The sequence below is a fragment of the Microbispora sp. CL1-1 genome, from assembly GCF_012034195.1.
Classification (GTDB): domain Bacteria; phylum Actinomycetota; class Actinomycetes; order Streptosporangiales; family Streptosporangiaceae; genus Microbispora.
Map to the genome: position 1 here is coordinate 74548 of NZ_JAATEK010000013.1, position 21618 is coordinate 96165.

At 73.3% G+C, this 21618-nt stretch carries 22 protein-coding genes; 10 read left to right on the forward strand and 12 right to left on the reverse strand.

The features are described from left to right. Nucleotides 1-87 precede the first annotated feature (87 nt). On the reverse strand, nt 88-1068 hold the full coding sequence (locus HCK04_RS17740; protein ID WP_142648454.1) for an aldo/keto reductase: 981 nt from the start codon (nt 1066-1068) through the stop codon (nt 88-90). A 63-nt stretch (nt 1069-1131) separates the two neighbouring features. Between HCK04_RS17740 and HCK04_RS17745 the strand changes: the two genes are divergently transcribed. The 5 genes from HCK04_RS17745 (at nt 1132) to HCK04_RS17765 (ending at nt 5334) form a co-directional block, all read left to right on the forward strand. Beyond that, a complete protein-coding gene (locus tag HCK04_RS17745) occupies nt 1132-1293 on the forward strand; it encodes a hypothetical protein (protein ID WP_168066028.1) in 162 nt (53 codons plus the stop codon). 38 nt (nt 1294-1331) lie between these two features. Continuing rightward, nucleotides 1332-2108 (forward strand): helix-turn-helix domain-containing protein, encoded by a 777-nt coding sequence (locus tag HCK04_RS44235; RefSeq protein ID WP_168066030.1) that lies wholly within the window; start codon nt 1332-1334, stop codon nt 2106-2108. Nucleotides 2109-2165: 57 nt separating this feature from the next. Further along, nucleotides 2166-2774: a TetR/AcrR family transcriptional regulator gene (locus tag HCK04_RS17755; protein ID WP_142648456.1), complete on the forward strand. Its 609-nt coding sequence runs from the start codon at nt 2166-2168 to the stop codon at nt 2772-2774. Beyond that, on the forward strand, nt 2771-3586 hold the full coding sequence (locus HCK04_RS17760) for an MBL fold metallo-hydrolase (protein WP_142648457.1): 816 nt from the start codon (nt 2771-2773) through the stop codon (nt 3584-3586). Before HCK04_RS17755 ends, HCK04_RS17760 begins: the two co-directional genes overlap by 4 nt. A 137-nt stretch (nt 3587-3723) precedes the next feature. Then, nucleotides 3724-5334, forward strand: coding sequence for a peptide chain release factor 3 (locus tag HCK04_RS17765; protein WP_142648458.1), 1611 nt, complete (start codon nt 3724-3726; stop codon nt 5332-5334). A gap of 7 nt (nt 5335-5341) precedes the next feature. Here HCK04_RS17765 and HCK04_RS17770 read toward each other — a convergent pair whose 3' ends face one another. Further along, nucleotides 5342-6604, reverse strand: coding sequence for a cytochrome P450 (locus HCK04_RS17770; protein ID WP_142648459.1), 1263 nt, complete (start codon nt 6602-6604; stop codon nt 5342-5344). 18 nt (nt 6605-6622) lie between these two features. Further along, complete coding sequence (locus tag HCK04_RS17775; RefSeq protein ID WP_260617313.1) at nt 6623-7075, reverse strand: MarR family transcriptional regulator; 453 nt, start codon at nt 7073-7075, stop codon at nt 6623-6625. Here HCK04_RS17775 and HCK04_RS17780 point away from each other — a divergent pair, their 5' ends adjacent. From HCK04_RS17780 to HCK04_RS17790, 3 genes are all read left to right on the forward strand, one after another. Then, nucleotides 7076-8182: a substrate-binding domain-containing protein gene (locus tag HCK04_RS17780; protein ID WP_142648460.1), complete on the forward strand. Its 1107-nt coding sequence runs from the start codon at nt 7076-7078 to the stop codon at nt 8180-8182. It abuts the gene before it with no gap. Nucleotides 8183-8264: 82 nt separating this feature from the next. Beyond that, complete coding sequence (locus HCK04_RS17785; RefSeq protein ID WP_142648461.1) at nt 8265-9659, forward strand: APC family permease; 1395 nt, start codon at nt 8265-8267, stop codon at nt 9657-9659. Then, a complete protein-coding gene (locus HCK04_RS17790; RefSeq protein WP_142648462.1) occupies nt 9656-10663 on the forward strand; it encodes an acetamidase/formamidase family protein in 1008 nt (335 codons plus the stop codon). Before HCK04_RS17785 ends, HCK04_RS17790 begins: the two co-directional genes overlap by 4 nt. 14 nt (nt 10664-10677) lie before the next feature. Here HCK04_RS17790 and HCK04_RS17795 read toward each other — a convergent pair whose 3' ends face one another. Together HCK04_RS17795 and HCK04_RS17800 are read right to left on the reverse strand one after the other, a co-directional pair. Next, the gene (locus HCK04_RS17795; protein WP_142648463.1) at nt 10678-11283 is read right to left on the reverse strand and encodes a response regulator transcription factor; all 606 of its coding nucleotides are present in this window, start codon (nt 11281-11283) and stop codon (nt 10678-10680) included. Further along, nucleotides 11280-12428, reverse strand: coding sequence for a histidine kinase (locus HCK04_RS17800; RefSeq protein ID WP_142648464.1), 1149 nt, complete (start codon nt 12426-12428; stop codon nt 11280-11282). Before HCK04_RS17800 ends, HCK04_RS17795 begins: the two co-directional genes overlap by 4 nt. 161 nt (nt 12429-12589) lie before the next feature. On the opposite strand from HCK04_RS17800, the gene polX reads away from it, so the two are divergent. Continuing rightward, the gene (gene polX / locus HCK04_RS17805) at nt 12590-14308 is read left to right on the forward strand and encodes a DNA polymerase/3'-5' exonuclease PolX (protein WP_142648465.1); all 1719 of its coding nucleotides are present in this window, start codon (nt 12590-12592) and stop codon (nt 14306-14308) included. A 10-nt stretch (nt 14309-14318) separates the two neighbouring features. Further along, nucleotides 14319-15422, forward strand: a complete 1104-nt coding sequence (locus HCK04_RS17810; RefSeq protein ID WP_142648466.1) for a class I tRNA ligase family protein — start codon at nt 14319-14321, stop codon at nt 15420-15422. A 69-nt stretch (nt 15423-15491) separates the two neighbouring features. Here the strand turns inward: HCK04_RS17810 and HCK04_RS17815 are convergent, their stop codons facing one another. The 7 genes from HCK04_RS17815 to pobA form a co-directional block, all read right to left on the reverse strand. Beyond that, nucleotides 15492-16832, reverse strand: coding sequence for an MBL fold metallo-hydrolase (locus HCK04_RS17815; RefSeq protein WP_142648467.1), 1341 nt, complete (start codon nt 16830-16832; stop codon nt 15492-15494). Nucleotides 16833-16898: 66 nt separating this feature from the next. Further along, nucleotides 16899-17291, reverse strand: a complete 393-nt coding sequence (gene pcaC / locus HCK04_RS17820) for a 4-carboxymuconolactone decarboxylase (protein WP_142648468.1) — start codon at nt 17289-17291, stop codon at nt 16899-16901. Further along, nucleotides 17288-18055, reverse strand: coding sequence for a 3-oxoadipate enol-lactonase (gene pcaD / locus HCK04_RS17825; protein WP_142648469.1), 768 nt, complete (start codon nt 18053-18055; stop codon nt 17288-17290). Before pcaD ends, pcaC begins: the two co-directional genes overlap by 4 nt. Next, nucleotides 18052-19221: a 3-carboxy-cis,cis-muconate cycloisomerase gene (gene pcaB, locus HCK04_RS17830; RefSeq protein WP_205830394.1), complete on the reverse strand. Its 1170-nt coding sequence runs from the start codon at nt 19219-19221 to the stop codon at nt 18052-18054. The genes pcaD and pcaB overlap by 4 nt, the downstream gene beginning before the upstream one ends. Further along, entirely contained in the window at nt 19211-19702 is a 492-nt protein-coding gene (locus tag HCK04_RS17835; RefSeq protein ID WP_142648470.1) for a protocatechuate 3,4-dioxygenase subunit alpha, read from the reverse strand. The genes pcaB and HCK04_RS17835 overlap by 11 nt, the downstream gene beginning before the upstream one ends. Continuing rightward, nucleotides 19699-20367, reverse strand: a complete 669-nt coding sequence (gene pcaH / locus HCK04_RS17840) for a protocatechuate 3,4-dioxygenase subunit beta (RefSeq protein ID WP_142648471.1) — start codon at nt 20365-20367, stop codon at nt 19699-19701. Before pcaH ends, HCK04_RS17835 begins: the two co-directional genes overlap by 4 nt. Then, the gene (gene pobA, locus HCK04_RS17845; RefSeq protein WP_142648472.1) at nt 20364-21554 is read right to left on the reverse strand and encodes a 4-hydroxybenzoate 3-monooxygenase; all 1191 of its coding nucleotides are present in this window, start codon (nt 21552-21554) and stop codon (nt 20364-20366) included. The genes pcaH and pobA overlap by 4 nt, the downstream gene beginning before the upstream one ends. Nucleotides 21555-21618: the final 64 nt, after the last annotated feature.

Below are 21618 nucleotides of genomic sequence, written 5' to 3' on the forward strand. Positions count from 1 at the left end.
CCCTGCGTACGGCCTCGCATCCGCCTCCGCGTACGGCCCCGCGTACCGCCCCGCGTGCGCGACTGGGTGAGGCTCATGGGCGCGGGATCACCAGGCCCAGGCCTCGGGGCCGGGGCCGCCGTTGCCGACAGGGGGGAACAGCTCCTCCAACCAGGCCAGGGTCTCTGCGGACAGCTCGGTGCGCAGCGCGGTCAGCGGCAGGTCGAGCTGCCCGGGGGTGCGCGGCCCGATGATCGGGGCGGTCACTCCGGGCCGCGACAGCAGCCAGGCGAGCGCGACCGTGGTGGGCTCCGCACCGATATCGGCGCAGAGCTTCTCGTATTCCTCGATCGCCGCCCGGTGCGGCTCGACCCGCTCGGGGGCGTGCAGGACGCTGCGACCGGCCGCGCCCTCGCGCTGCTTGCGCAGCGCCCCGGACAGCGCGCCGAAGTGCAGCGGCGAGTAGGGCAGGATCCCGATCCCCAGCTCGATCGCCGCGGGCAGCACCTCCAGCTCGACGTGCCGGGTGAGCAGGTTGTACTTGCACTGCTCGGAGACCAGGCCGAGGAAGTTCCTCCGGTCGGCCGCGGACTGGGCGCGGGCGAGGTGCCAGCCGGCGAAGTTGGACGACCCCACATATCGCACCTTGCCCTGGGCGACGAGCGTCTCCATGGCCTGCCAGATCTCCTCCCACGGCGTGTCCCGCTGCACGTGGTGCATCTGGTAAAGGTCGATCCAGTCGGTGCCCAGGCGGCGCAGCGACGCCTCGCAGGCGGCGATGATGTGCCGGGCCGACAGCCCGCCGTCGTTCGGCCAGTCGGTCATCGGGGCGTACACCTTCGTGGCCAGCACGATCCGGTCGCGGTGGCCGGTCTTGCCGAACCAGCGGCCGATGAACCGCTCGCTCAGGCCGTCGCCGGTCTCGCTGCCGTACATGTTGGCGGTGTCGACGAAGTTGACGCCGTCGTCGTGCGCCCGGTCGAGGATCGCGTGGCTCTCGGCCTCGCCGATCTGCCAGCCGAAGTTCATGGTGCCGAGGCAGATCCGGCTGACGCGCAGGCCGGTCCGCCCCAAACGGGTGTATTCCATGCGCCGACCGTAGGAACGCGGGGCCGCTGTCCGTTAACCGTTCGAGCATGCTCGAATGGACGGGTGATCCGGATCGAGCTCGCCCCCGCCGACCTGCTGCGGCTCAGGTTCGCGCACAGCCCGATGGCGGAGGTCGTGGCCAGTTGCCTCGCGCTGCGCTCCCGCTCGGCGCGTCTGGTCCCCGCGTCCTGGCGGCCCGGGCCGAGCCGCTGCTGCGAGGACTGACCACGCTCCGTCCGCTGGTCCCGGGCCCCAGCGGTTACGTGCCGGACTTCCTCACCCCGGCGCCGCCCGTCACCCGCCCGACCCTGGAGCAGGAGCTGCGGGTGGTGGCGGCCACGCCGCTCGACCGGGTCGCGTCCGAGGTGGAACGGGCCTGGGCCGGGCACCGCGCGCCGCCGGAAACCGAGCGCTTCGCGACCGACCCCGCGGGCGCGCTGGCCGTGACGGTGCGGGAGATCCGGCGCTACTTCTCGACGGCGATCGCGCCGAGCTGGCCGCGGCTGCGCGCGCTCGCGGAGGGCGAGGTGACCCGCCGCGGGCTGCTGGCCGCCGAGCGCGGGCCGGGGGCGCTGCTGACGGATCTGCACCCGCGCCTCGACTGGGACGGCGGGGCGCTGCGGCTGGCGTACGACAAGGACGGCGAGTTCGGCCTGGACGGGCACCCGCTCACGCTGCTGCCGACCGGGTTCACCGGCCCGCACGTGTACACGATGACCGGCACCCCGTCGGGACGCGCCCTGTGGTACGCGCCGCGCGGCCACGGCCGGCTGTGGGACCGGCCCGCGCCGGCCGAACCGCCGGCGGCGCTGGCCGCCCTGCTCGGCCCGACCCGCGCGGCCGTGCTCGCCCTGCTGGCGGAACCGGCCGGCACGGGGGAGGTGGCCGCCGCCCTCCGGCTGGCCCCGGCGACCGCGTCGCACCACCTGACCACGCTCAGGGACGCCGGCCTGATAACCGGCGAACGGGACGGCCGCCGCCTGCCCTACCGCCGCACCGGCCTCGGCGAACAGCTCGCCGGGGAGGACCAGGCGCCGTAGACGCGCTCTGAACGGGGATCTTGCCGAAACTATGTAGACCGGTCTAGTCTGATCGGCATGACGCGAAGGAACGACACGCGCGAGCGGGTCCTGCGCACGGCCGCCGGGCTCTTCCAGCGGCAGGGCTACAACGCCACCGGCCTCAACCAGGTGCTGGCGGAGAGCCGGGCGCCCAAGGGCTCGCTCTACTTCCACTTCCCCGACGGCAAGGAGCAGCTGGCCGCCGAGGCGGTGGCGATCGCGGGCGGTGAGCTGGGCGAGCGCATGGCCGCGGCCGTGGCCGCCGCTTCCGGCCCCGCCGAGGCAGTCGCCCGGATCGGCGATCTGCTCGCCCGCGACCTGGAGGAGTCGGGGTTCCAGGAGGGCTGCCCGGTGGCCACGGTCGCGCTGGAGGCCGCGGGCGACAGCGAGCCCATCAGGTCGGCCTGCGACACGACGTACGCCTCCTGGCTGCGCGGCCTGGCCGGCTATCTGCGCGGGCACGGCGTGGACGACCCCGAGGCGGTCGCCGACCTGGTGCTGTCGTCGCTGCAGGGAGCGCTCCTGCTCGCCCGTGTGCGCCGCGACGCCGCCGTCATCCACTCGGTCACGCAACGGATCGGCGGCATGGTCGGGGGCATGGTCGCCGACGCCGCCGATGCCGCTGCGCGAAAGGACTCCGAATGAAGATCCATCACCTCAACTGCGGCTCGATGCGGAAGCTCGAGCCCATCGACGACGGCATGCCGTCCGCGCACGCGGTGGCGCACTGCCTGCTGGTCGAGACCGATCGCGACGGCCTGGTGCTCGTGGAGGCCGGGCTGGGGCTCGGCGACGTCCGCGACCCGGCGGGCTCGCTCGCCGCGGACTGGACCGAGATGGTCGAGCCGGTGCTCGATCCGGCCGAGACCGCCGTGCGGCAGGTCGAGCGGCTCGGATACGCGCCCGCCGACGTGCGGCACGTCCTGCTGACCCACCTCGACGTCGACCACTCCGGCGGCCTGCCGGACTTCCCGGGCGCCCGGGTGCACGTCCTGGAGGACGAACTGACCGCGGCGCTCGCCGAGGCCCCCAGCAGGCGCTACCGGCCGGCGCACTGGGCCCACGGGCCCCGGTGGGAGACGTACGAGACCGGCGCGGGCGAGGAGTGGTTCGGCTTCGGCGGCGTACGGCTGCCGCACGGGCTGCCGGCGGACTTCCTGCTGGTGCCGCTCGGCGGGCACACGGCCGGGCACGCGGCGGTGGCGGTGCGCGACGGCGGCCGGTGGCTGCTGCACGCGGGCGACGCGTACTTCTACCACGGCGAGCTGCGGGCGGACGAGCCGCAGCCGCACCCGCTGCTCGATTTCGTGCAGACCGGCTCGCAGGTCGACGCCGAGCTGCGGCTGCGCAACCGCGACCGGCTGCGCGCCCTGGTCCGCGACCACGCGGACGAGGTCGAGGTCTTCTCCGCCCACGATCCGTGGGAGCTGCGCCGTTTCACGTCCCCCGGCGAGTGAGCCGGGCCGTCTAGATCCTTCGCATCCTCCGGCGTGCGGTAACCTCAACCGTCCTCATGCTGTTTGGGAGCACGGATGGCCTGCACGTACGACCGCATCACGACGACCCGCGCCCGCGCCGACAGGGGGACGCGGCGATGAGCACCGCCACCAGCGCCGCCGCGAGTGAGGCGGCCAGGCGCCGCACGTTCGCGGTGATCAGCCACCCGGATGCGGGAAAGTCCACGATGACCGAGGCGCTGGCCCTGCACGCCTCGGCGATCACCCAGGCGGGAGCCGTGCACGGCAAGGCCGGGCGGCGGGGCGTGACGTCCGACTGGATGGAGATGGAGCGGGCCCGCGGCATCTCCATCACGTCGGCCGCGCTGCGCTTCGACTATCGCGGCCACGTGTTCAACCTGGTGGACACGCCCGGCCACGCGGACTTCTCCGAGGACACCTATCGCGTGCTGGCCGCGGTCGACTGCGCGGTCATGCTGCTCGACGCGGCCAAGGGCATGGAGCCGCAGACCATGAAGCTGTTCGAGGTCTGCCGCCACCGCCGCATCCCCGTCATCACGTTCGTGAACAAGTGGGACCGGCCGGGCCGGGAGCCGCTGGAGCTGCTCGACGAGATCGAGGAGCGCACCGGGCTGCGTCCCACGCCGGTCACCTGGCCGATCGGCGCGGCCGGGAACTTCCACGGCGTGGTCGACCGGCTGCAGGGCCGCGCGGTCCGCTACACCCGCACGCCCGGCGGCGCGACCAAGGCGCTGGAGACCGAGCTGACCCCCGAGCAGGCCGCCGCCGAGCTCGGGGCCGACTGGGTGCGCGCGGGGGAGGAGGCCGACCTGCTCGCCGCCATCGGGGCCGAGCACGACCAGAAGGCGTTCGAGGCGCACGAGTCCACGCCGGTGCTGTTCGGCGCGGCGCTGTCGAACTTCGGCGTGGCCCGGCTGCTGGACGTGCTCGTCGACCTCGCCCCCGCCCCGGCGCCCCGCCCGGACGTCGAGGGCGCGGACCGGCCGCTGGACGCGCCGTTCTCCGGCCTGGTCTTCAAGGTGCAGGCCAACATGGACCCCGCCCACCGCGACCGGATCGCGTTCGTCCGGGTCTGCTCCGGCCGGTTCGAGCGCGGCATGGTGCTCACCCACGCCGCCACCGGCCGTCCGTTCGCCACCAAGTACGCCCAGTCGGTGTTCGGCCAGGAGCGCGCCACCATCGACGAGGCGTACCCGGGAGACGTGGTCGGGCTGGTGAACGCCACCGCGCTGCGGCCCGGCGACACCCTCTATGAGGGGACGCCGGTGGAGTTTCCGCCCATCCCCAGCTTCGCCCCCGAGCACTTCGCCGTGGCCCGGTCGCGCAGCACCGCCAAGGCCAAGCAGTTCCGCCGCGGCATCGACCAGCTCGACGGCGAGGGCGTGATCCAGGTGCTCCGCTCCGACCTGCGCGGCGACCAGGCCCCGGTGCTCGCGGCGGTCGGGCCCATGCAGTTCGAGGTCGTGGAGCAGCGCCTGGCCACCGAGTTCGGCGCGGAGATCGTGCTCGACCGGCTGGAGTACGGCCTCGCCCTGCGCACCGACGCCGAGTCCGCGGAGGTGCTGCGGCGCCAGCGCGGCGCGGAGGTGCTGATCCGCAGCCGCGACCAGGCCCTGCTCGCCGTGTTCACCGATCAGTGGCGCATGCGCTCCATCCAGCGCGAGCACGAGGGCCTCACCCTCGAACCGCTGATCGCCGGCCAGGCCGTCCCCGGCACGTCCCCCTGACGTCCGCTCACGCCCCCAGGCGTACGGGAAGACGGGCGAGGCGCCAGGAGAAGGGCAGGAACTGCCGGTCGAGGTCCTGCGGGGCGACGGCCAGTTCGAGCGCCGGATAACGGCGCAGCAGGGCGCCGAAGGCCACCTCGCCCTCCTGCCGGGCCAGCGCCGCGCCCAGGCAGTAGTGCAGGCCGTGGCCGAAGCCGACGTGGACCTCCTTGTGCCCGTCGGGCTCGCGGGTGACGTCGAGCCGGTCGGGGTCGTCGAAGCGCCGGGGGTCGTAGTTGGCCGACACCAGCACCGCCATCACCGGCTCGCCCCGGCGCACGGTCATGTCGCCGAACTCGACGTCCTCGGCGGCGTACCGGATCCGGGTGCCCTGGACGGGCCCGCACCAGCGCATCAGCTCGTGCACGGCGCGCGGTAGCAGCTCCGGGGCGGCCCGCAGCGCGGCGAGCTGGTCCGGGTGGGTGAGCAGGGCGGCGGTGCCGTTCCCGATCAGGTGGGCGGTGGTCTCGTGCCCGGCGAGGACGAGCGTGAGGACCATGGTGACCATCTCGGTGTCGGTGAGCCGGTCGCCGTCCTCGTCGTGGGCGCGGATCAGGCCGGTCAGCAGGTCTCCGGCGGGCTCGGCACGGCGGCGGGCGATCAGCTCCCGGATGTAGGTCACCATGTGCCGCAGCGGCTCGGCCATCGCTCCGGACCTGAGTGAGACCAGGCTCCTGCCCCACTCCCGCCACAGCGGGCGGTCCTCCTCGGGGATGCCGACCAGTTCGCAGATGACGGTGATCGGCAGGGGGTAGGCGAAATGCTCGATCAGGTCGGCGACGCCGTCCTCGGCGTGGCCGGGCAGCCTGCCGAGGAGGTCCTCGGTGATCTCCTGGACCCGGGGCCGCAGCTCCGCCACCCGGCGTGCGGTGAAGGCGCGCGAGACGAGCCTGCGCAGCCGGAGGTGGTCGTCGCCGTCGGAGTCGAGGACGCTGTCGAGGATGTACGGGGCGTACTCGCAGGGAATGCCCCGGGCCTCGATGAGCTGCTCGCGGATGTTGTGCACGTTCGCACCCGGCACGTTGGCCGGGTTGTTGACGAACCTGCGGTCGCCCAGCACGGTCTTGACGTCGTCATACCGCGTGACGAGCCAGACGGGGGAGTCCAGGCCGGGGAAGGAGCCGCGCACCATCGGGGCCTGCTCCCGCAGGCGCGAGTAGCCCTCGAACGGGTTGCGCACCAGATCCGCGCCGAACAGGTCGACGGGTCGTGCCGTGCCGGACGTGCTCATGCCTACCTCACTTCGATGTCAGTCCTCCAGGGAGGCCAGCAGCGACTCCAGGTCGCGCATCAGGCGGTCGGTGCGGGCCGGGCCGTACGCGGTGATGATCCCCCGCTGGTGCTCGGCGATGCCCGCCTCCAGGCGGGCGAGCAGGTCGCGGCCCCGGTCGGCGAGGAAGACCGCGACCTTGCGGCGGTCGGCCGGGTCGTGTCCCCGGTAGACGACCGCGCGGTCCACCAGCCGGTCGACCGCCTTGGTCAGCGTGGGGTGGGGCATCAGCGCGGCCTCTGCCAGGTCGCCCATCGAGTGCCCGCGCCCGTCCGCGAGCGCCTGCAGGATGCGCCACTGCTCGACGGTCACGTCCTCGGTGGCGAGCACGGCGGCCAGGCCGCGGTTGACGCTGCGTTCTGCCCGGCTCAGCAGATAGGCGAGCGACGACCCGAGGCCGGTCACCTGTTCGGTGGGGGGATACTCGTGCACGTGGCCGATCCTGTCACAGTCGTCATCGACTCTCTTGAGGCACACCTGCTGCCCGCGGACACGCTCCGGGTCGCGCTGGTGGTGCCGGTCTCCGGTGTGCTCGGTCTGCTCGGGCCCGGAGCGATCAACTGTGCCGTGCTGGCCGCCCGGGAGGTCAACGCCGCCGGGGGAGTGCTGGGCAGGCCGGTCGAGCTCGTGCTCGTCGACGGGGGCCGTGGTCCGTCCGCGGTCGCCTCGGAGGTGCGGAGCCTGGTGCTCTCCGGCGCCGTCCAGGCCGTCGTCGGCACGCACGCCAGCGACGTGCGCATCGCGGTCGAGCAGGCGCTCGGCGGCGCGGCCCCGTTCGTCTACACCCCGCCGTACGAGGGCGGCGCCCGGCGTCCGGGCGTCTACTATCTCGGCGAGCCGGCGTCGCTGCAGGTCGCCCCGGGGATCGACTGGCTGGTCGGGCACCGGAAGGCCCGGCGCTGGTTCCTGCTCGGCAACGACTACGTCTGGCCCCGCCTGGTGCACGCCTCGGCCCGCGGGCACCTGCGCGCCCGGTCCGCGACGGTCGTGGGGGAGCGGCTCGTCCCGCCCGGCACCGCCGCGACGGACCGGCTGCTCGAGGAGGTGGCCGCGGCGCGGCCGGACGCCGTGCTGCTCACGCTCATCGGCAGCGACCTGATCGCGTTCAACCGGGCCTTCGCCGCCAGCGGTCTCGGCTGCGCGCGGCTGTGCGGCGCGCTGGAGGAGCACGGGCTGCTCGCCACGGGCGGCGACACGACCGGCGGGCTCTACGCCGCGATGGGGTACTTCGGCGGCATCGTGACCGCCGCCAACTTCGCCCTGGCCGAGCGCTACACGGCGATGTTCGGCCCGGAGGCGCCGCTGCTGAACGGGCATGGTCACGGCTGCTACGAGGGTGTGCTCATGCTGGCCGCCCTGGCCCGGCGCGCGGGCACGCTGGCGGTGCCCGCCGTGGAGGCGGTCGCCGACGGCACGACGATCGTCTCCGGGCGCGGCCCGCTCACGCTGGCCGAGGGGCGGGTGCGGCAGCGGGTGTACCTCGCCAGGGCCGACGGGCTGGACTTCGAGGTCGTCACGCCGTTTATGTACCCCATGTAAAACTTCCACTAGAAACCTTTTCGTTTTCAAGGATTGCCCCTATCGTACGGCTCTGCCCCCATGTGCGTTTAGGAGCGGATCCATGTCCTCCCCACAGCCAACGGCGCCCAGCGTCGAGCGCTTCGGTTACCAACAAGAGCTGCAGCGCTCGCTCAGCTTCGCCGACCTGCTCATCTACGGTTTGATCTTCATGGTGCCGATCGCGCCGTTCGGCATCTTCGGCAGCGTCTTCCAGTCGTCCGGCGGGATGGTGGCGCTCGCCTACGTGATCGGCATGGTCGCGATGGCGTTCACCGCCCAGTCGTACGCCCAGATGGCGCGGGCGTTCCCGATGGCGGGCTCGGTCTACACGTACGCGGGCCGGGGCATCGCCGCCCCGGTCGGCTTCCTCGCGGGCTGGGTGATCCTGCTCGACTACGTGCTGGTGCCGGCGCTGCTGTACCTCGTGGCGAGCTCGGCCATGACGTCGTTCGTGCCCGGCGTGCCGATCTGGGTGTGGCTGATCGCCTTCATCGTGCTCAACACGGTGGTCAACTACCTCGGCATCGAGATGACCGCCCGGATGAACAAGATCATGCTGGTCGCCGAGCTGATCGTGCTCGCGATCTTCCTGATCGTCGGGATCGTCGCCCTGGCACAGGGCAAGGGCCACGGCGCCGCGCTCAGCCCGCTGTTCGACTCCTCCACGTTCTCCTGGCCGCTGGCGTTCGGAGCCGTGTCCGTGGCGGTGCTGTCGTTCCTCGGGTTCGACGGCATCTCGATGCTCGCCGAGGAGAGCCGCGAGAGCACCCGGCGCCTGGGCCGCTCGATGGTCTTCGCCCTCGTCCTGGCCGGCGCGCTGTTCGTCGCGCAGACCTGGGTGGCGGCGCTGCTCGCCCCCAACCGCGCCGAGCTCCTCGCCCACGGCGGCGACAACGCGTTCTACGACACCGCCGAGTACGCCGGAGGCCACTGGCTGAGCGTGCTCACGGCCGTCGCCACCGCCGTCGCCTGGGGGTTCGCGAACTCCCTGGTCGCCCAGGCGGCCACCTCCCGCCTGCTGTTCGCCATGGCCCGCGACCGCCAGCTCCCGGCGTTCCTCCGCAAGGTGCACCCCAAGCACAAGGTGCCGGTCAACGCCACGTTCCTGGTGGCCGCGGTGTCCCTGGCCCTCGGCCTGTACATGAGCACGCGCGACGACGGCATCGGGTTGCTCGGCTCGCTGGTCAACTTCGGCGCGATGACCGCGTTCCTCGCCCTGCACGTCTCGGTCGTCGTCCACTACGTCGTCCGCAACGGCAGCCGTGACTGGTGGCGGCACCTCGTGGCCCCCGCGATCGGCTTCCTCATCCTGCTCTACGTCGTGATCAACGCCAGCATCGCCGCCCAGGTGCTCGGATTCGTCTGGCTGGCGATCGGCGTCGTGATCCTCGCCGGCTCCTACATGATGGGCCGGCGCCCCACCCTGTCCGCCGTCACCCCGGAGGCCACCGAGTGAACGTCGTGTCCTACCGTCCCCGTCCCGACGACCTGGCGTACACCTTCGGCGGTCGTCCGGCCGTCGAGTCCGTCGCCCCGGGCACGGTGCTCGAGCTGTACACCGAGGACTGCTTCGGCGGCCGGGTGCGCGGCCCCGGCGACCTTCCCTCGCAGGTCTGCGAGTTCCCCTACCTGAACCCGGTCACCGGCCCGTTCCACGTCGAGGGGGCCGAGCCCGGCGACACGCTGGCCCTCCACTTCGTCTCGATCGAGCCCGCCCGCGACTGGGCGGTCTCCACGACGTTCCCGCACTTCGGGGCGCTGACGAGCACGCACACCACCGCCACCCTCCAGCCGCCGCTGGAGGAGGTCGTGTGGATGTACGAGGTGGACGCCGGGAAGCGGACCGTGCGCTACCGCGCCCGGCGGGGCGACTTCGCCGTCGAGATGCCGCTCGACCCGATGCACGGGACCGTGGGCGTCGCCCCGGCCGCCGCCGAGGCGCGGATGACGATCACCCCCGACGCCCACGGCGGCAACATGGACACCCCCGAGCTGCGTGCCGGGGTCACCGTCTATCTGGGCGTCAACGTGCCGGGCGCGCTGTTCGCCATCGGCGACGGACACTGCCGGCAGGGCCACGGCGAGGTCTGCGGCACGGCCGTCGAGGCCGCGATGAACACCGTCGTCGCCGTCGAGCTGATCAAGGGCGTCGGCACGCCGTGGCCCCGGCTGGAGGACGACCACCACATCATGTCCACCGGCTCGGCCCGGCCGCTGGAGGACGCCTACCGCATCAGCCAGCACGACCTCGTCACCTGGACCTCCTCCCTCACCGGTCTCGACGAGCTGGACGCCTACCAGCTCGTCAGCCAGGGCGGGCAGGCCCCGGTCGGCAACGTCTGCGACACCAACTACACGATGGTGGCCAAGCTGCCCAAGGCCTACCTGGGCGGCCCGGACGTGTACGGCTCCGCGCACGCCCGCCTGCGCGCCCTCGGCGAGGAGTACCTCGGCCGCTGAGAGGTCGCCGAGGGTCACAGCCAGCCGTTGTGGCGGGCGACCCGTACGGCCTCCATGCGGTTGCGGGTGCCGGTCTTGGTGATGCACGCCGACAGGTGGTTGCGTACGGTGCTCTCCGACAGGTAGAGGCGGCGGGAGATGTCGGCGGCGGCCGAGCCGTCCGCGGCGGCGGCCAGCACCTCGCGCTCGCGCGGCGTCAGCGGGTTGGGCCCGGCGCTCAGGGCGGCGGTGGCCAGGGCGGGATCGACCACGATCTCGCCCGCCAGCACGCGCCTGATCGCCTGGGCCAGCTCGCCGACGGGCCGGTCCTTGACCACGAAGCCCCGGGCGCCCGCGTCGAGCGCCCGGCGCAGATAACCGGGCCGCCCGAACGTCGTGACGATGACCACCACGCACTCCGGGAGGGCGTCCCGCAGGTCCGCGGCGACGTCGAGACCACTGCCGCCGGGCATCTCGATGTCGAGCAGTGCCACGTCGGGCTCGACCCGCAGCGCGGCCGGCACGACCTCGCCCGCCGTGGAGACCTGCGCGACGACCTCGAAGTCGTCCTCCAGGTCGAGCAGCACGGTGAGCGCGTCGCGCATCATCGTCTGGTCCTCGGCGATCAGCACCCGGGTCACAGGCCGTCCTTCCGGTCGTCGTCGTCCACGCCCGCGTGCGGGATCTCGGCGGTGAGGACGAAGCCGCGCGGCGTGCGGGCCGTGGTCAGCCGCCCGCCCGCGACGGCCAGGCGCTCGCGCAGCCCGCGCAGGCCGCTGCCGTCCTTCCCGCCCATGCCGTCGTCACTGTCGTCGTCGGGGCCGTCGTCGCTGATCTCGACCAGCACCGGGTCGCGGTCGCGGCGCAGCGTGATGACGCAGCGCCGGGCGCCGGAGTGCCGCACGACGTTCGTGATCCCCTCACGGACGACCCAGCTCAGCAGCATGTCGGTCTCCCATGACAGCGCGGGCCCCGACTCCTTCACCACGCACTCGATGCCGGCCGCCTCCAGGGCCGCCCTGGCGCTGTCGAGTTCGAAGGCGAGGCTCGCGTCCCGATAGCCCGTGACCGCCTCGCGCACCTCGGTCAGCGCCTGCCGCCCGATGGTCTCGATGTCCGCGGCGTGCCGCACGGCCGCCTCGGTGTCGCGCGGGGCCAGCCGGCGTACGGCCTCGGCCTTGACGACGACCATCGAGAGCGTGTGGCCGAGCAGGTCGTGCAGGTCACGGGAGAAGCGCAGGCGCTCGGCCGAGACGGCGGCGACGGCGAGCGCCTCCCGGGTCCGGGCGAGCTCCGCGATCACCTCGCCCATCCGGCGGAAGCCGTACGTCGTGATCCCGGCGAGGAAGGTGGTCAGCCCGGCGCCCCACAGCGCCTCGCCGACCGAGCTGTGCACCGGGACGACCGCGGCCAGCACGGCCGTGACGGCGACGAGCGCGGGCGCCGCCCTGACCGGGAGCACGAGCGCCACGGCCACGGCGAGCAGCGAGAACAGCGTCTGCCAGCCGTCCTCCCGGTAGGCCAGGGCCGCCGCCACCACGACCGCCGCGAGCAGCCCGACGAACGCCGCCGTCACCGGCCGTACGTCCGGGCGGTCCAGGCGGGTGGTCAGCACGGCTCCCGCGAACGACAGCCCCGCGGCGGCCACCAGGGTCCAGGCGGGCCACGCCGGCACCACCGACGCGGCGACCGCGGCCGGAGAGATCAGCAGCAGGGCGGTCAGCCCGAACGCGGCGACGAGCAACCGGCCCGGCAGCCGCACGGGCTTCGCCGCCGATTCCGTCATGGTCGCCATTATGGTCGCCTTCCGGCCGAACCGGACAAGGTCAGGCGGATCTTGGGTCACGCGGGCCTTCGGTCCCTGGGCCTTCGGTCACAGCCGGTGGGGACCTCCGCACCTGGAAGGGGCCCCGGGACACGTCGCAGCCTGGCCTGGGGGTGCCTGTGATGAGACGCTGCAACGAGGAGGTCGCCGGGCTGCTGCAGGAGTACGCCGACCTGATCGCGATCACCGGGGGCGACGCCTTCAAGGTGCGTGTCTACGAGAAGGCGGCCCGCTCGGTCGGCGGCTACGGCCGCGACATCGACGGCATGGACGCGGCCGAGCTGCGGGCGATCCCGAACGTCGGCGAGTCGATCGCCGCCAAGATCGAGGAATACCTGCGGACCGGGTCGATCCACCGGCTCGAGGAGCTGCGGACGAAGATCCCCGCCGGGGTGCGCATGCTGACCACGATCCCCACGCTCGGGCCGAAGAAGGCCATGCTGCTCTATCAGGAGCGGGGGATCGACTCGATCGAGAAGCTGGAGGACGCCATCCGCGCCGGTGACCTGCGCGGGTTGCACGGCTTCGGGCCGAAGACCGAGGAGAACCTGCTGCACGGCATCGAGGTGATGCGCAAGACCGGCAGCCGGGTGCACATCGGCACCGCGATGGCGGTCGCCGAGGAGATCGTGCCCGCGCTGTCGGCCGTGCCGGGCTGCGAGCGGTGCGCGTACGCCGGGTCGCTGCGGCGGATGAAGGACACGATCGGCGACGTCGACGTGCTGGCCACGGCGAAGGACCCGGCCGCCCTGATGGCGGCCTTCACCACGCTGCCGTACGTCACCGAGGTGATCGCCCACGGCGACACGAAGAGCTCGGTCCGCACGACGGCGGGGCTGCAGGTCGACCTGCGGGTGGTGCCGAGGGACTCCTGGGGCGCCGCGCTGCAGTATTTCACCGGCTCGAAGGCGCACAACATCCGCACCCGGGAGATCGCCGTGCACCGCAAGCTGAAGCTGTCGGAGTACGGCGTGTTCGACGTGGCGACCGGCGAGAAGATCACCTCGGCCGACGAGGCGGAGGTGTACGGCATGCTCGGCCTGCCGTGGATCGAGCCGACGCTGCGCGAGGACACCGGGGAGATCGAGGCCGCGCTCGCAGGGAAGCTGCCGAAGGTGGTGACCCTGGCCGACATCCGCGGCGACCTGCACACCCACACCGACCTGACCGACGGGCTCGCGCCGCTGGAGGAGATGATCGAGGCGGCCGCGGCGCGCGGCTACGCCTACTATGCGGTGACCGACCACGCGCCCAACCTGTTCATGCAGCGGATGACCGACGAGAAGGCGCTGGCCCAGCGCGAGCGGCTCCGCCGCCTCGGCGCCGCCCGCCACGGCATGACGCTGCTGCACGGGTGCGAGCTCAACATCTGCCCGGAGGGCGAGGTCGACTGGCCGCCGGAGTTCCTGGCCGGGTTCGACCTGTGCGTGGCCTCGGTGCACTCGCACTTCACCCAGCCGCCCGAGGAGATGACCCGGCGGCTGATCCGGGCCTGCGAGAACCCGTACGTGAAGATCATCGGCCATCCGACGGCGCGGATCATCGGCAGGCGCGAGCCGGTGGACGCCGACTGGACCAGGGTGTTCGACGCCTGCGTGCGCACCGGGACGGCGCTGGAGATCGACTCCTTCCCCGACCGGCTCGACCTGCCCTCCGACCTCGTCCGGCGGGCCGCCGACATGGGCGTGCTGTTCTCGATCGACAGCGATGCGCACGCCGTGCCGCACCTCGACGTGATGCGATACGGCGTCGGCACCGCGCAGCGCGGCTGGCTCACCCCCGACCGGGTAATCAACACGTGGCCACTGGATCGGCTGCGGGAGTTCCTCCGCCCGGGATGAAGGGGGTTTCATGCTGACGATCGGCGGGCGGCCGCTGCCCGTGGTGGGCCGCGCCCGGATGTACGTGTGCGGGATCACGCCCTACGACACGACCCATCTCGGTCACGCGCGGACGTTCGTGTGGGCCGACGTGGCGGTGCGGGTGCTGCGGCACGTGGGCGTGCCCGTCGAGGTCTGCCGCAACGTCACCGACGTGGACGACGTGCTGACCTCGGCGGCGCGCCGGGCCGGCCGCCCCTACGACAGCTTCGCCGCCGTGCAGCAGTTCTACTTCGACCGGGACATGGCCGCGTTGCGCGTGCACCCGGTGACGTACGAGCCGCGGGCGCACACCTATGTGCCGCAGGTGGTGGCGCTCGCCCGTGCCCTGCTGGAGCTGGGCCACGCGTACGAGAGGGACGGCGCGGTGTACTTCCGCGGCGCGGGCGTGCGTGAGCGGGCCGGGCTCGGTCCCGAGGAGGCGGCCCGCCTCCTGGCGGAGTTCGGCGACGACCCGGCGGACGGCGACGACCCGGCGGACGTCGCGGTCTGGCGGCCGTCGGCGAAGGGCGAGCCGGGCTGGCCGAGCGAGTGGGGCGACGGGCGGCCCGGCTGGCACGCCGAGTGCGCGGCCATGGCGCTGACGACGTACGGCCCCGCCCTCGACCTGCACGCGGGCGGCGCCGACCTGCGCTTCCCCCACCACGCCTACGAGGCCGCGATGGCCGAGGCGGTGACCGGTGTGCGGCCGTTCGCCCGCTCCTGGCTGCACGTGGGGGTGGTGCGGGTGGACGGCGCCAAGATGGCCAAGTCGGCGGGCAACCTCGTCTTCACCGCCGATCTCCTGCGGCACCATCCGGCCGGCGCCGTACGCCTGCTGCTCCTCGGCCACCCGTGGGCGGACGACTGGGACTACCGCCCCGGCGACCTGGAGAAGGCCGAGGCCCGGCTGGAGCGTCTCCACCGTGCTGCCTCCCGCACCGCGGCCGGGCGGCCCGCGGCCTCCGGCACGGGCGAGCGGGCGGTGGTGCGCGCCCTGCTGGACGACCTCGACGTCGCGACCGCCCTGGAGATCGCCGAGGAGGAGGGCGGGCAGGCCGCCCGCACCGTGATCGCGGTGCTCGCGCTCGGCTGATCCGCGCTGCCTGAACTGCGCTGCCTGAGCTGGGCTGCCTGAGCTGGGCTGCCCGAACTACGCGGTGTTCTACGCGGCCGCGGCCCGGCCGTCGTACGCGTCGTGCACGGCCACCACGTCACGCCCGGCGGCGGCCAGGATCGAGGCGGCGATGGACGCGCGGTAGCCGCTCGCGCAGTGCGTCCACACCTCGCCGTCCGGCACCTCGCCCAGCCGCGCGGGCAGCTCGTGCAGCGGGATGTGGATCGCCCCCGGGAGGTGCGACCCGCGCCACTCGATCTCACGGCGCACGTCCAGGACCACGATCGGGCGGCTGCGGCGTACGGCGGCCAGGTCGGCGAACGTCGCCGACGGCATGGACGCGGGCTTGTCGTCGCCGGCCCACTCGGCGGGTCCTCCGGTGGCGGCCGCGGCAGGGCGGTCGATGCCGATCCGCGCCAGCTCACGCTGGGCCCGCGCGATGTCCCCGGGCGTTTCGCCCAGCAACGTCACCGGCGTCCCCCAGGGAAGGAGCCAGCCCAGGTAGACGGCGAGGTTGCCGTCCAGCCCGAAGTTGAGCGTCCCCGCCAGGTGGCCGGACGCGAAAGCCGTACGGGACCGCAGGTCCACCACCCACTCGCCTGCCCGCAGGCGGCGGTGCAGCTCGGCGGCGTCCGCGTGGCGCGGCGGCGACAGGTCGGGCGCGTCGGGCCCGGCCAGGTTGAGCGGGGCCATGTGCGCGTAGTACGCCGGATAGACGTCCAGCCCGGCCAGCAGCGCCTTCACGTACTCGTCCTCGCCGCGGGTCAGGACCGGGTTGACCCGCAGTTCCCTGCCGATGGTCGACTCGGTGACGTCCGACTGAGCGGCCGAGCAGAAGCTGCCGAACCCGTGGGTGGGGAAGACGCCGGTCTCGGCCGGCAGCTCGCGTGCCAGCCGGTGCGCCGAGGCGTGCTGGGCGCGCGCCAGGGCGCCGGTGTGCTCGGGCCCGAGCAGGTCGGGCCGCCCGGTCGTGCCGTGCAGCAGCGAGCCCCCGGTGAAGACGGCGGGCGGCCGGTCCGGGCACTCCAGCACGTACGACAGGTGGGTGAAGGTGTGGCCGGGGGTGGCGACGGCACGCAGGCGCGTGCGCGGGCCGATCTCGACCACGTCGCCGTCCTCGATCGGGCACCGGTCGAACTCCACGGGGTCGGCCGCGTTGACGTGGTAGTCCGCGCCGGTGGCCGAGGCGAGGGCGGGCCCGCCGGTCACGTAGTCGTTGTGCACGTGGGTCTCGAAGACGTGGCGGATCTCGACGCCGCGCCGCTCGGCCAGGCGGAGCACCCGGTCGATGTCCCGCTGCGGGTCCACCACGAAGGCGACCTTCCCGTCGGTGACGAGGTAGCCGCGGTCGCCAAGGGAGGGGGTCTCGACGGGGATGATTTCGATCATTCAGGTCCCTCCTCTGCTCGTGAGGCACCCGTACCCAGGGAGAAGGACTTCACCTCCTCCCAGGCGTCATGAGGCGTCCTCCGGGACCTCCTCCGAGACCTCCTCCGCGAGCACCCGCTGGGCGACGGCGAACGCGGCGTTGGCGGCCGGCACCCCGCAGTAGATCGCGGTCTGCAGCAGCACCTCCTTGATCTCGACCGTCGTGAGCCCGTTGCGCCGCGCGGCCCGCACGTGCATGGCCAGCTCCTCCAGGTGCCCGCCCGCCACCAGGGCGGTGAGCGTGATGCAGCTGCGGGTCCGGCGGTCGAGCCCCGGCCGGGTCCAGATCTCCCCCCAGGCGTACCGGGTGATCAGGTTCTGGAAGTCCGCGGTGAACTCGGTGGTGCGCGCCCGCGCCCGGTCCACGTGCGCGTCGCCCAGCACCTCGCGGCGCACCCGCATGCCGTCGTCGTAGCTCATGCCGTCCTCCAGCGGGTGGTCAGGTGCTCGGTGATCGCCGGGGTCGCGACGTCCGGGCGTTCGACGGTGGCCAGGTGGGCGGCCCCCGGCACGACCAGCAACTCGGTCTCCGGGATGCCCTCGGCCAGGACCTCCGCGTGCGACGGCGGGGTCGCCGGGTCGTCCGCTCCGGCGATCACCAGAGTGGGCGCGCGGACCTCGCCGAGCCGGTCGCGTACGTCGAAGACCGCCAGGGCGTCGCAGCACGCGGCGTATCCCTCGGGGTCCGCGCCGCGCAGCATGTCCAGGTAGCGCTCGGCGTCGGGGAATCCCGGAGTGAACCACCGGCCCCGCGTCGCCTCGATCAGGGGTTCGGTGCCCTCGGCGCGGACCAGCGCGGCGCGCTCGCGCCAGCTGTCCGCCGTGCCGAAGCGGGCGGAGGTGCAGCACAGGACCAGGCTCGCGATCCGATCCGGCGCACGCAGCGCCAGAGCGGTCCCGACGGCCCCGCCCAGCGACACCCCGGCGTACGCCGCGGCCTCGACGCCGTGGCGGTCGAGCAGCGCCAGCACGCCGCCGGCGAGATCGTCCACGGTCAGATCACGCGTGAATCCGGACGCGGCCCGGGATCCGCCGTGGCAGGGCAGGTCGTAGCGGAGCACCCGCCAGGTGGACGTGAGCGCGGGAAGCTGCGGCTCCCACAGGCCGAGCGTCGTGCCCAGCGAGGGCCCGAGCACGACGACCGGGGCGTCCGGCGGCCCGTCGAATCGGTGGTTCAGGATCATCGGTCTTTCCTCGTGTACCATTCCAGCGCCCGGTCGACGAGCGCGGGCGCCTGCCCGACGCCGCCGTCCTCCCCGTGCTCGGCCAGCACGGCGCGCAGGTGATCGAGATTGTGCCGCATGCGCCCGGGGAAGACCTCCAGCCCCTCGGTCAGCTCGGCGGCCGTCTCCGCCGCACCGCCTGCCAGGCGCAGGCACTCGCGCAGCGGCTGCCACTCGGCGTGCCAGCTCCCGGCGGGCCGCTCGTGCTCGGCGACCCGCGCGGCGAGCACGATCTGCGCGAGCGCGGGCGCCTGCAGCGCCGCCGACCTGATCATCGTGGCGAGCACCGGGTTGCGCTTGTGCGCCATCGCCGACGAACCGCCCCGGCCCGGCGCGGCGGGCTCGGCGACCTCGCCCACCTCGCTCTGCGCCAGCAGGATCACGTCGGTGGCGAGCTTGCCCAGCGCGCCCGTCACGGCGGCGAGCGCGCCGGCCAGGTCGGTCACCGGCGTGCGCAGCGTGTGCCAGGGCAGCACCGGCTCGGCCAGCCCGGTCTCGGCCGCGAACAGCGGCAGCAGGTCGAGCGCCCGCTCGCCGTACCCGGCCATGGTGCCGGCCGCGCCGCCGAGCTGCACCGGCAGCCGAACCGCCGCGAGGCGGTCGCGCGCGTCGCGGCAGCCGGCCAGCCACCCGGCGGCCTTCAGCCCGAACGTGGTGGGCACGGCCTGCTGCCCGAGCGTGCGCCCCGCCATCGGGGTGTCCCGGTGATCGGCGGCCAGCCGGGCCAGCGCGGCGAGCACCCGATCGAGGTCGCGCAGGATCACCTCGCGGGCCCGCGCGGCGACCAGCATCGCCGCGGTGTCGAGGATGTCCTGGCTGGTGGCGCCGTGATGCACCCAGGGCCCCGCCTCGCCGGCCGCGGCCCGCAGGTCCCTGACCAGCGGCACGACCGGGTTGCCCGCGTCCCTGGCGCGGCGGGCGAGATCGGCGGCGTCGTGACGGTCCTCACGCGCCGCCTCGGCGATCGCGGCGACGGCCCGCTCAGGGACGACGCCGAGACGGGCCTGCGCCCGCGCGAGGCACACCTCCGCCTCCAGCATCGCTCGCAGCCAGGCGTCGTCGCCGGTGACCGCCGCGACGTCCGTGCCCGCCCACACCGGGGAGAGCAACCCCACATCAGAACTCAAGAAAGACCGTCTCCCGCTCGCCCTGCAGCCGTACGTCGAACCGGTAGACGTCCTGCCCCTCCGGGCGGGCGAGCAACGTCGCGCGGCGGGCCGGGTCGAGGGAGCCGAGCAGGGGATCGGGCGCGTCGGCGAAATAGACGCGGGTGCGCACCGGCTTGAGCAGGCCCCGCGCGAAGACCAGCAGCGCGGCGTACGGCCGGGACGGCGGCGCGAGGCGGAACCGGTAGGAGCCGTCGGGCGCGGTGCCGCACCGCCCGAAGCCGGACGCCCCGGCGCCTTTCCGGCTGAGGGCGCCCCGCTCGCCGGGCTCTCCGGTCCACAGCTCCAGCAGGGCGTCGGGCACCGGCTCACCGGCCCCGTCGAGCACCACACCGGTGATCGTGACCGCCCCCGGATGGCCCTCGGGGACGAGCTCCCAGTCGGCCGCGTACGGCAGGGCGAACCCGAAGAACGGCCCGACGGTCTGCGAGGGAGTGGTCACGCGTCCTCCATGGGGGTCTGGCCGAGCACGATGTCCCACCGATAGCCGAGAGCCCACTCCGGCTCGGTCACGTCGAGGTCGAACGCGGCGACGAGCCGCTCACGGGCGGCCGGGTCCGGAATGGACCGGAAGATCGGGTCGTAGGCGAACAGCGGGTCGCCCGGGAAGTACATCTGCGTCACCAGGCGCTGGGTGAACGCCGTGCCGAACACCGAGAAGTGGATGTGCGCGGGCCGCCAGGCGTTGGGGTGGTTGCGCCAGGGATAGGCCCCCGGCTTGATCGTGACGAACCGGTAGCGGCCCTCGTCGTCGGTCAGGCACCGGCCCGCGCCGGTGAAGTTGGGGTCGAGCGGGGCCGGGTGCTGGTCGCGCTGGTGGGCGTACCGCCCGGCGGAGTTGGCCTGCCAGACCTCGACCAGGGTGCCGGGGATCGGCCGGCCCGCGGCGTCGAGGACGCGCCCGGTGACGATGATGCGCTCGCCGAGCGGCTCGCCCGCGTGGCCCGCGGTCAGATCGGCGTCGAGCGGATCCACCTCGCCGTGCCCGAAGACCGGGCCGGTGAGCTCGGCCGCCTCCGGGTCCTCCTTCATCTCCAGCGGCGGCCGGGACGGCGCCCGCAGGACCGTGCTGGCGTAGTCCGGGTGCAGGTAAGGAGGATGTGTCATGGCTTCTCCTCTTGGTAGGGCAGGCCCACGTAGTTCTCCGCCAGCGTCGTCGCGGCCGCCTCGGAGGATGTCACGTAGTCGAGGTAGGAGGTCTGCAGCTTCCTGGCGTAGGCGTCGTCGGACTCGAACGTGTGCAGCAGCGTCGTCATCCACCACGAGAAGTGCTGGGCCCGCCACACCCGGGGCAGGCAGGCCTGTGAATAGCCGTCCAGCGCCTCCGTCGAGCCGTCGGCGAAGAACCGCGCCAGCGCCTCGGTCAGCACCCGCACGTCGGCCACCGCGAGGTTGAGCCCCTTCGCGCCGGTCGGCGGCACGATGTGGGCCGCGTCCCCGGCCAGGAACAGCCTGCCGTACTGCATGGGCTCGGCCACGAAGCCGCGCATCGGCGTGATCCCCCGTTCGAGGATCTCCCCGGTGGCGAGGGTGAAACCGGGCACGGTCTCCAGCCGGGCCCGCAGCTCGGACCAGATCCGCTCGTCGGGCCACTCGGCGAGGTCCTCGTCGGGCGCGACCTGGAGGTAGAACCGGCTGATCTCCGGGGAGCGCATGCTGTGCAGCGCGAAGCCGCGCTCGGTCCGCGCGTAGATCAGCTCTTCCGACGACGGCTTCACCCTCGCGAGGATGCCGAGCCAGGCGAAGGGGTAGTCGCGCTGATATTCGGTCAGCACGCCCTCGGGGATCGACGGCCGGGACACCCCGTGGAAGCCGTCGCACCCGGCGATCACGTCGCAGTCCAGCCGCTCGCCCGCGCCGTCCGCCCCGGTGAAGGTGAGGTACGGCCGGTCGGTGCCGATGTCGTGCACCGCCACGTCGTCCACCTCGAAGCGGATGTCGCCCCCGGCCGCCAGGCGCGCGGCGATCAGGTCCTTGACGACCTCCTGCTGGCCGTACACGGTGATGCAGCGACCGGGCACCAGCCGCTCGAAGGCGATGCGGTGGCCCGCTCCGCCGTACCGCAGCTCGATGCCGTGGTGGGGCAGGCCCTCCCGCCGCATCCGTTCGCCCACCCCCGCCTCGATGAGGGTGTCGACCGTGCCCTGTTCGAGCACTCCCGCCCGCACCCGCCGCTCGACGTACTCCCTGCTGCGGCGTTCGAGCACGACGGACTCGATCCCGCGCAGATGGAGCAGATGGGAGAGCAGCAGGCCGGCCGGCCCGGCTCCGATGATCCCGACCTGAGTTCGCATGGCTAAAGCATCGGGAAGCAGCCGCCGTCTCGCGTAGGCTTTGCTTCTACTGAGTGGAAGAGGG

Coding starts and splice junctions, on each gene's coding strand:
- HCK04_RS17740 (WP_142648454.1), bottom strand. CDS start 1,068: ATGGAATACACCCGTTTGGGGCGGACCGGCCTGCGCGTCAGCCGGATC.
- pcaH (WP_142648471.1), bottom strand. CDS start 20,367: ATGACACATCCTCCTTACCTGCACCCGGACTACGCCAGCACGGTCCTG.
- HCK04_RS17755 (WP_142648456.1), top strand. CDS start 2,166: ATGACGCGAAGGAACGACACGCGCGAGCGGGTCCTGCGCACGGCCGCC.
- HCK04_RS17765 (WP_142648458.1), top strand. CDS start 3,724: ATGAGCACCGCCACCAGCGCCGCCGCGAGTGAGGCGGCCAGGCGCCGC.
- HCK04_RS17800 (WP_142648464.1), bottom strand. CDS start 12,428: ATGACGGAATCGGCGGCGAAGCCCGTGCGGCTGCCGGGCCGGTTGCTC.
- HCK04_RS17815 (WP_142648467.1), bottom strand. CDS start 16,832: ATGATCGAAATCATCCCCGTCGAGACCCCCTCCCTTGGCGACCGCGGC.
- polX (WP_142648465.1), top strand. CDS start 12,590: ATGAGACGCTGCAACGAGGAGGTCGCCGGGCTGCTGCAGGAGTACGCC.
- pcaC (WP_142648468.1), bottom strand. CDS start 17,291: ATGAGCTACGACGACGGCATGCGGGTGCGCCGCGAGGTGCTGGGCGAC.
- HCK04_RS17760 (WP_142648457.1), top strand. CDS start 2,771: ATGAAGATCCATCACCTCAACTGCGGCTCGATGCGGAAGCTCGAGCCC.
- HCK04_RS17770 (WP_142648459.1), bottom strand. CDS start 6,604: ATGAGCACGTCCGGCACGGCACGACCCGTCGACCTGTTCGGCGCGGAT.
- HCK04_RS17785 (WP_142648461.1), top strand. CDS start 8,265: ATGTCCTCCCCACAGCCAACGGCGCCCAGCGTCGAGCGCTTCGGTTAC.
- HCK04_RS17810 (WP_142648466.1), top strand. CDS start 14,319: ATGCTGACGATCGGCGGGCGGCCGCTGCCCGTGGTGGGCCGCGCCCGG.
- pobA (WP_142648472.1), bottom strand. CDS start 21,554: ATGCGAACTCAGGTCGGGATCATCGGAGCCGGGCCGGCCGGCCTGCTG.
- pcaD (WP_142648469.1), bottom strand. CDS start 18,055: ATGATCCTGAACCACCGATTCGACGGGCCGCCGGACGCCCCGGTCGTC.